The following is a 7,322-nucleotide window of genomic DNA, read 5'->3' as shown; positions in this document are numbered from 1 at the left end:
AGACCGCGGCGCCCGCGATCGCCCGCATCCTCGAAGACGCCCCGCGCGACCTGCGCGGCACCGCGTTCATCGAGGTGCCCGAGCCGGCCGACGCGCTCGAGATCGCCGCACCAGCCGGTGTGCAGGTGACCTGGCTGCCGCGCGCCGACGGCGACGCGCACGGGGCGTCTCTCATCCCGGCGGTGCTCGGTCATCTCGGCGACGCGCACACGCACGTCGATGTGCGCGACGTCGAGACCGAGGAGCTGCTCTGGGAGACCCCCGTGCACTCGAACCTGGGCGAGCGGATCGCCGCGGCGCATGCCCCCGCCGACCGGTACTTCTGGATCGCCGGCGAGAGCGGCGTGGTGACGACCCTGCGCCGTCACCTGGTCAAGGACCTCGGTGTCGACCGCGCGCAGGTGGCGTTCATGGGGTACTGGCGCCGCGGTGTCGCCATGCGCGGCTGAACGACCGCGAAGGCCGCGACACCCGGGAGTAGTCTGAGCGCATCCGATGAAGGAGGGCGTCATGATGGTTCCCGAGATCAACTACTGGGCCGTGCTGGTCGCGACGGCGTCGAGCATGGTCGTCGGAGCGGTCTGGTACGCGAGGGGCGTGATGGGCGAGCGCTGGGCGCGGCTCGCGAGCGTCGACCTCGAGCATCCCTCCCGAGGGCCGCTGTGGCCGCTGGTCACGACCGTGCTGGTCAGCTTCGTGACCGCCTGGGTGCTCGCGGGAGCCGCGACGATCGCCTGGCACTTCTACGGCGGCTCGTACCTGTGGGCATCCGTCGTCACGTCGGTGACGCTGTGGGCCGGCTTCACCGCCGCCCGTTTCATCACACACGACGCGTTCGAGGGCCGCTCGACACGGCTCACGACCCTCAACATCGGACACGAGCTGCTGACGGTGCTCATGATGGCGCTGATCGTCGGCGTCTGGCCGCCCGCCGGACTCTGAGCCGGTCGCGTCGAGCGGGCGGATGCTACGCCGCGGCGTCGGGCGTCGGGCGTCGGTGAGTCAGGCGGCGATGCGCGCGACGGCGGCGATGGCGCTCTCGAAGAAGCCGAGCCCGTCGACGCCCGAGCGCATCGCGGCGCGGGTGTCGGGACCGAAGCCCGCCTCGGTGGCGTGCTCGGGGTGCGGCATGAGGCCGACCACGTTGCCGCGCTCGTTCGTGATGCCGGCGATGTCGCGCAGCGATCCGTTCGGGTTGACCCCGGCGTACCGGAAGGCGACGAGTCCCTCGCCCTCGAGACGGTCGAGGGTGTCGTCGGCGGCGATGTAGCCGCCCTCGCCGTTCTTGAGCGGGATGACGATCTCCTGGCCCTTCGCGAACGCGTTCGTCCAGGCGGTGTCGTTGTTCTCCACCGTCAGGCGCTGGTCGCGGCGCACGAAGTGCTGGTGGTCGTTGCGGATGAGGCCGCCGGGCAGCAGGTGCGCCTCGACGAGCATCTGGAAGCCGTTGCAGATGCCGAGGATCGGCATCCCGTTCGCGGCCGCATCCTTGACCTCGGCCATGATCGGCGACAGGGCCGCGATCGCCCCCGAGCGCAGGTAGTCGCCGTAGCTGAATCCGCCGGGCAGCACCAGCGCGTCGACCCCCTCGAGGTCGTGCGAGCCGTGCCACAGGGCGACGGGCTCAGCGCCGGCGATGCGCACCGCGCGCTGCGCGTCGCGGTCGTCGAGCGAGCCGGGGAAGGTGATGACGCCGATGCGCACGCTCACTGCGCGACCTCGACTCCCACGACATCCTCGATGACGGAGTTCGACAGCACGTCCTCGGCGAGGCGTCGAGCCTCGGCCAGCACCTCGTCGGTGACCTCGCCGTCCACGGTGAGCTCGAAGCGCTTCCCGATGCGGACCTGACTGAAGTTCTCGACACCCAGGCGGGCGAAGGCGCCGGAGACGGCCTTCCCCTGCGGGTCGAGCAGTTCGGCCTTGGGCATGACGTCGACGACGATGGTGGGCATACCCCTGATTCTAGGCGATCCGGGCGGCGCTCATGCCGCGCGCGTCGAGGTGGCGGCGCGCGGATGCAGGGATTGTCAAGGGTGCGGAAGAAGGTGGTCGCCGTCCGGATGCCTCGCTAGTGTCAGCGCCATGAGAAGTCGTCGCATGATGCTCGCAGGGGTGCTCGCAGGGGTGCTCGCGCTGACCGGCTGCGGTCTGCGTATTCCCGCCGATCCGCATGGCAGTCTCGACCGGATCGAGGGCGGCACGCTGCGCGCGGGAGCGACCGAGCAGCCGCCGTGGGTCGATGTCGACGATTCCGACGAGCCGACCGGCTCGGAGCCCGAGCTGGTGCAGGAGTTCGCCGAGCAGCTGGACGCCCGGGTGGAGTGGACCACCGGCAGCGAGGCCGACCTGCTCACGGCTCTCGAGCGCGGCGAGATCGATCTCGTCGTCGGCGGATTCCTCGATGACACACCGTGGACGGATCGCGGCGCGGTGACGCGGCCGTACGCCGAGCGCAGCACGAAGCACGGGCCGCAGAAGCACGTGATGATCGTGCGGATGGGCGAGAACGCCCTGCTCACGGAACTCGAGACCTTCCTGCACGAGGAGGTCGGCTCATGACGACGCGATTCGGCCGGACGGAGCTCCCGGAGCAGCAGGAGAAGGCTCTGCGCAAGGCGATCCGCTTCGAGTGGTACACCCTGGTCTTCCTCGCCGTGGCCATCACGATGGTGTATCTGGTGATGGGCAGCTCGCAGGCGATGAAGGCGGCCTGGATCGAGGATCTGCTCTCGCTCGCACCGCCGATCGCCTTCCTCGTCGCGGTGCGCATCGTCAACCGCCCGCCGAGCGGTCGCTACCCGTACGGCTATCACCGTGCGGTGGGGATCGCGCACCTGGTCGCCGGTGTCGCACTGTTCGCGATGGGCGCGTTCCTCATCATCGACTCGCTCACCGGACTGATCGGGGGCGAGCATCCCCCCATCGGCACGGTCGTGCTGTTCGGGCAGCCGATCTGGCTGGGCTGGCTGATGGTGGTCGTGATGGCGCTCACCATCCCGCTGCCGATCTACTTCGGCCGGGTGAAGATGCGGCTCGCGAAGGAGCTGCACGACAAGGTGCTCTATGCCGACGCCGACATGAACAAGGCAGACTGGCAGACCGCGGTCGGATCGATCGTCGGGGTGCTCGGCATCGGCATCGGGTGGTGGTGGACGGATGCCGTGGCGGCGCTGCTCATCGCCGGCAGCATCCTGTGGGATGGCATCCGCAACATGCGGGCGGCGATCACCGACCTGATGGACACCGCCGCGACGACGTTCGACGACGGCAGGGTGCATCCGCTGACCGGCAGGATCGACGAGCTGCTGCGTGCGCTGCCGTGGACGGAGGAGGTCGGATCGCGCGTGCGCGACCAGGGGCATGTGCTGCATGTGGAGTCGTTCGTCGTGCCGCGCAAGGGGCGGACACCCAAGCTCGCCGACCTGATCGCCGCGCGCGACGCGTGCATCGACCTGGACTGGAAGGTGCAGGACATCGTGATCGTGCCGATCGATCAGCTGCCGGAAGAGGTCGGCGGGCGCCGCGAGCACCAGTCCGAACGCAACGAGTGAGAGGGGCGCACCGGAGAACCGCCCGAGCGCAGCACCTGTGAGGGGCGTGCCGCTCAGGCCGACCGGAACACGGTGTGCAGGTCGCCGATGACGTCGCGGCCGCCGAGACCGTCGATCTCGAACAGCACGCTGATGCCGGCCAGGGTGTAGCCGAGGCTCTGCACGATCTCGCGCCCCGCGGCGAGCGTACCGCCCGTGGCGAGCACGTCGTCGATGAGCAGGATGCGCGTACCCGCCGGCAGGTCGTCGTGCATCTCGACCGTGGCGGTGCCGTACTCGAGGGCGTAGTCGACGGCTGCCGCCGGACGCGGCAGCTTGCCGGCCTTGCGGATCGGGGCGAACCCGACGCCTGCGGCGACCGCCGCAGCCCCGGCGAGGATGAACCCGCGCGCCTCGACGCCTGCGACGACGTCGAAGGAGCCGGCGAAGGGTTCGATCAGCGCGTCGGTCGTGGCGCGCAGCGCCCGGGCATCCGCCAGCAGAGGCATGATGTCGCGGAACAGGATGCCCCGCTGCGGGTAGTCGGGGATCGAAGCGATCAGGGACTCGGCGCGCGCCAGTTCGGGACTCACCTGCCAAGGGTACCGAACCGGCTCGCCGGCGAACTCGTGGGAGCGCTCCCAGCGAGTCATGGCATCATGAGTCCCATGACCCGAACCTTTCCCGACGGCTTCCTCTTCGGCGCGGCCACCGCGGCCTACCAGATCGAGGGTGCGGCCTTCGAAGACGGCCGCACGGCATCGATCTGGGATGCCTTCGCGCGCGTGCCCGGCGCCGTCGTCGGCGCGGAGAACGGCGACGTCGCCTGCGATCACTATCACCGGTACGCCGACGACGTCGCGCTGATGAAGCGGCTCGGGCTGCAGACCTACCGGTTCTCGACCTCGTGGTCGCGGGTGCGTCCGGACGGCGGGCCGGTCAACGCGGCTGGGCTCGACTTCTACAGCCGTCTGGTCGATGAGCTGCTCGAAGCCGACATCGTGCCGTGGCTCACTCTGCACCACTGGGACATGCCACAGGCGCTCGAAGAGCACGGCGGCTGGACGAGCCGCGACATCGTCGAGCGGTTCACCGACTACGCGCTCAGCGTGCACGACGCGCTCGGCGACCGCGTGCAGCACTGGACCACCATGAACGAGCCGTGGTGCTCGTCGTTCCTCGCGTACACCGCCGGCGTGCACGCGCCTGGTCGCACGAGCATCCGCGACGGGCTTCTCGCCTCGCACCACCTGCTGCTCGCGCACGGCAGCGCCGTGCAGGCGCTGCGCGGGCGCGACGCCACGCTCGATCTCGGCATCACCCTCAACCTCACCGTCGCCGACCCGGCCGACATCGACGACCCGGTCGACGTCGACGCCGCCCGCCGCATCGACGGGCAGTTCAACGGCTGGTTCCTCAGCCCGATCTTCCACGGCGAGTACCCGGCCGACATCGTCCGCGACATCCGCGCGGTCGACCCCGCCGCGGTCGCGGAGTGGCAGGCCGCCGTGCAGCCCGGCGACCTCGAGGTCATCTCCACCCCGATCGATGCGCTCGGCGTGAACTACTACCACGGTGAGCTGCTCTCCGGGCATCCGCAGCCCGGCGGGGGCGACCCGCACCAGACGGCGGGGCAGCAGCGCGAGACGCGCTCGCCGTTCCCGTCGACCGAGGGCATCCACTGGGTCGAGCGCGGGCTGCCGCGCACCGGGATGGGCTGGGAGGTGCAGCCCGAGGGCCTCGCCCGCCTGCTCGCGCACGTCGCGCGCGACTACGCCGCCGATGTGCCGCTGTACGTGACCGAGAACGGCGCCGCGTACGACGACGTGGTCGGTGTCGACGGCGAGGTGGACGACGTCGAGCGCTCCGCGTTCCTGCGCGCTCACGTCGCTGCCACGCTCGACGCCGTCGAGCAGGGCGTCGACGTGCGCGGGTACTTCTACTGGTCGCTGATGGACAACTACGAGTGGGCCTGGGGGTACGCCAAGCGCTTCGGGATCGTGCGCGTCGACTACGAGACGCAGCAGCGCACGATCAAGCAGAGCGGCGCGGAGTACGCTCGGATCATCGCCGCCCGGGCCGTCTGACTCCGGGCGGGTGCGCACCGCCCGAGGGAGGACAGCCATGCCCCGAGCCACGATCGAAGAGGTCGCCGCACTCGCCGGTGTATCCCGCTCGACGGTGTCGCGCGTGGTCAACGGCTCGACCTCGGTCAGCGCCGAGGCGCTCGCCGCCGTGCAGCACGCCATCTCCCAGCTCGGCTACGCCCCGAATCGCGCCGCGCGCTCGCTCGCGAGCCGGCAGACGCATGCGATCGGGCTCGTCGTGCCCGAGGACACCACACGGTTCTTCGGCGACCCGTTCCTGGCATCCGTCGTCGCGGGGATCAGCTCGCGCCTGTCGGAGTCGGAGTACATCCTCAACCTGTTGATCGCGAGTGACGACCCCGACGGCAAGATGACGCGGTTCGTGCGCAACGGCGGGGTGGATGCCGCGATCATCGTGTCGCACCACACCAGCGACTCGTTCGTCGAGCGCATCGCCGAAGCCGTGCCGGTCGTCTTCGGCGGACGCCCGGCCGCGGTGCGCGACAGCGATGTCATCGTCGACGTCGACAACGTGGCTGCGGCCCGCACCGCGACCGAGCACCTCATCGCGCTCGGACGCCGGCGGATCGCGACCATCACGGGCACGATGACGATGGAGGCGAGCGTCGACCGCCGCGACGGCTTCCTCGCGGCACTGACGGATGCCGGACTGTCGTCCGCCGGCGAGATCGACGGCGACTTCAGCGAGCACGGCGGCGCCGAGGCGGCACGTCTGCTGCTGCAGCGCGACGAGCGCCCGGATGCCATCTTCGTGGCGAGCGACCTGATGGCCCGCGGAGCGGTCGGTGTGCTGCGCTCCGCCGGTATGGACGTGCCCGACGACGTCGCGATCATCGGCTTCGACGACTCGAGGGTCGCCGAGTCGTCGGATCTCACCAGCGTGCGGCAGCCGATGTTCGCGCAGGGGGAGATGCTCGCCGGCATGGTGATCGACCTGCTTGCTGGCAGGCGACCCGAATCGCTGACCATCCTGCCGACCGAGCTGGTCGTGCGCGGGTCGGCGCCCGCGGTCTGACACGGGTGGTCTGACACTGCGCGTCAGTCGGGCTGCCGCGTCGGGCACGCCGTGTCGGAGATCTCAGACCATTCGGCCCGCGCGCGGCGTGGCACCCCACGCCACGCCGCTCCGTGCACGTCCGGTCTGTGATTCCCGACGGCGCGCGGCCGGATGGACAGCCGCCGATGTGTTGGGTAGACAGGCGTCATGGCATCCATCGACCTCAACTCCGACCTCGGCGAGAACTCCGCCGAGCGCACGGTGAGCGACGACGCGGCGATGCTCGAGATCGTGACCAGCGCGAACGTGTCGTGCGGCTTCCATGCGGGCCGCGCCGAGGGCATCCGCGACACTCTCGCCGCGGCCGTCGCGAACGGAGTCGTGATCGGCGCGCACCCGTCGTACCGCGACCGCGAGAACTTCGGCCGCGCATCGCTCGATCCGGATTCGCGCACCCTGCAGGCCGAGGTCGAGTACCAGCTGGGCGCGCTCATGGCTCTCGCCGGGGCGGTCGGCGGTCGGGTCGCCTACGTCAAGCCGCACGGCGCGCTGTACAACACGATCGCGCGCGACGAACGCCAGGCGCGGGCGGTGGTCGCCGGCGTCCGGTCGGTCGACCCGGCCCTGGTGATGCTCGGACTCGCGGGCGGAGCGGTGCTCGACATCGCGGCGCGCGCGGGACTG

General features: G+C 70.5%; 10 protein-coding genes. 7 read left to right on the top strand and 3 right to left on the bottom strand.

The window, feature by feature from the left end; genetic code table 11:
- Together RT309_RS12680 and RT309_RS12675 are read left to right on the top strand one after the other, a co-directional pair.
- Nucleotides 1–449, top strand: a 449-nt coding sequence (locus tag RT309_RS12680; protein ID WP_313357563.1) for a siderophore-interacting protein, incomplete at its 5' end; no start/stop codon positions are given.
- A gap of 64 nt (nucleotides 450–513) precedes the next feature.
- The gene (locus RT309_RS12675; protein ID WP_313357565.1) at nucleotides 514–942 is read left to right on the top strand and encodes a DUF1761 domain-containing protein; all 429 of its coding nucleotides are present in this window, start codon (nucleotides 514–516) and stop codon (nucleotides 940–942) included.
- 60 nt (nucleotides 943–1,002) lie between these two features.
- On the opposite strand, the gene purQ is transcribed toward RT309_RS12675, so the two are convergent.
- Together purQ and purS are read right to left on the bottom strand one after the other, a co-directional pair.
- A complete protein-coding gene (gene purQ, locus RT309_RS12670) occupies nucleotides 1,003–1,710 on the bottom strand; it encodes a phosphoribosylformylglycinamidine synthase subunit PurQ (protein ID WP_313357561.1) in 708 nt (235 codons plus the stop codon).
- On the bottom strand, nucleotides 1,707–1,955 hold the full coding sequence (gene purS / locus RT309_RS12665; RefSeq protein WP_313357559.1) for a phosphoribosylformylglycinamidine synthase subunit PurS: 249 nt from the start codon (nucleotides 1,953–1,955) through the stop codon (nucleotides 1,707–1,709). Before purS ends, purQ begins: the two co-directional genes overlap by 4 nt.
- A gap of 130 nt (nucleotides 1,956–2,085) precedes the next feature.
- On the opposite strand from purS, the gene RT309_RS12660 reads away from it, so the two are divergent.
- Together RT309_RS12660 and RT309_RS12655 are read left to right on the top strand one after the other, a co-directional pair.
- Nucleotides 2,086–2,562 (top strand): transporter substrate-binding domain-containing protein, encoded by a 477-nt coding sequence (locus tag RT309_RS12660; RefSeq protein ID WP_313357558.1) that lies wholly within the window; start codon nucleotides 2,086–2,088, stop codon nucleotides 2,560–2,562.
- Nucleotides 2,559–3,554 (top strand): cation diffusion facilitator family transporter, encoded by a 996-nt coding sequence (locus tag RT309_RS12655; RefSeq protein ID WP_313357556.1) that lies wholly within the window; start codon nucleotides 2,559–2,561, stop codon nucleotides 3,552–3,554. The genes RT309_RS12660 and RT309_RS12655 overlap by 4 nt, the downstream gene beginning before the upstream one ends.
- Nucleotides 3,555–3,607: 53 nt before the next feature.
- Here RT309_RS12655 and RT309_RS12650 read toward each other — a convergent pair whose 3' ends face one another.
- On the bottom strand, nucleotides 3,608–4,126 hold the full coding sequence (locus RT309_RS12650; RefSeq protein ID WP_313357554.1) for an adenine phosphoribosyltransferase: 519 nt from the start codon (nucleotides 4,124–4,126) through the stop codon (nucleotides 3,608–3,610).
- A 75-nt stretch (nucleotides 4,127–4,201) separates the two neighbouring features.
- On the opposite strand from RT309_RS12650, the gene RT309_RS12645 reads away from it, so the two are divergent.
- From RT309_RS12645 to RT309_RS12635, 3 genes are all read left to right on the top strand, one after another.
- Entirely contained in the window at nucleotides 4,202–5,620 is a 1,419-nt protein-coding gene (locus RT309_RS12645) for a GH1 family beta-glucosidase (RefSeq protein WP_313357552.1), read from the top strand.
- A 37-nt stretch (nucleotides 5,621–5,657) separates the two neighbouring features.
- The gene (locus RT309_RS12640) at nucleotides 5,658–6,656 is read left to right on the top strand and encodes a LacI family DNA-binding transcriptional regulator (protein WP_396654455.1); all 999 of its coding nucleotides are present in this window, start codon (nucleotides 5,658–5,660) and stop codon (nucleotides 6,654–6,656) included.
- A 189-nt stretch (nucleotides 6,657–6,845) separates the two neighbouring features.
- On the top strand, nucleotides 6,846–7,322 hold a 477-nt coding region (locus RT309_RS12635), incomplete at its 3' end, for a 5-oxoprolinase subunit PxpA (RefSeq protein WP_313357549.1).

Origin of the sequence: Microbacterium sp. (assembly GCF_032084865.1) — a bacterium.
Taxonomy (GTDB): domain Bacteria; phylum Actinomycetota; class Actinomycetes; order Actinomycetales; family Microbacteriaceae; genus Microbacterium.
The sequence above is the reverse complement of the archived record's forward strand: the minus strand, read 5'-3'. Positions and strand labels throughout refer to the sequence as shown.